General features: G+C 62.6%; 1 pseudogene. It reads left to right on the top strand.

Annotation, left to right across the window (positions count from 1 at the left end):
• Positions 1 to 302, top strand: a pseudogene (locus tag GYA94_RS27525) (methionine biosynthesis protein MetW); the annotation flags it as partial.
• Positions 303 to 356 lie beyond the last annotated feature (54 nt).

Raw genomic sequence — 356 nt, 5'->3', positions numbered from 1 at the left:
CGTGGAGTACCCTGATCGCATCCTCGACGAGATGCTGGGCGTGGGCCGCCAGTGCATCATCACCTTCCCCAACTTCGGGCACTGGCGTTGCCGCTGGTACCTGGCGACCAAAGGCCGCATGCCGGTATCGGACTTCATGCCCTATACCTGGTACAACACCCCGAACATTCACTTCTGCACGTTCGCCGACTTTGAATGAGCGCCGCGCCAAGGTGCTCGACCGCCTTGCGGTCGACCACCTGCACCGCAATGTGTGGGGTGGCCGGCCTTGGCCTAATCGTCTCGGTGAGATCGGCATCTAGCTCGGCGCCAGCCGTAACCTCCTCGAGGGCCAGATGGCGATCTCATGCACACCG

Source organism: Pseudomonas juntendi, from assembly GCF_009932375.1.
In the GTDB taxonomy this organism is placed as follows: domain Bacteria; phylum Pseudomonadota; class Gammaproteobacteria; order Pseudomonadales; family Pseudomonadaceae; genus Aquipseudomonas; species Aquipseudomonas juntendi.
This window is presented reverse-complemented; position numbering and strand designations above follow the sequence as displayed.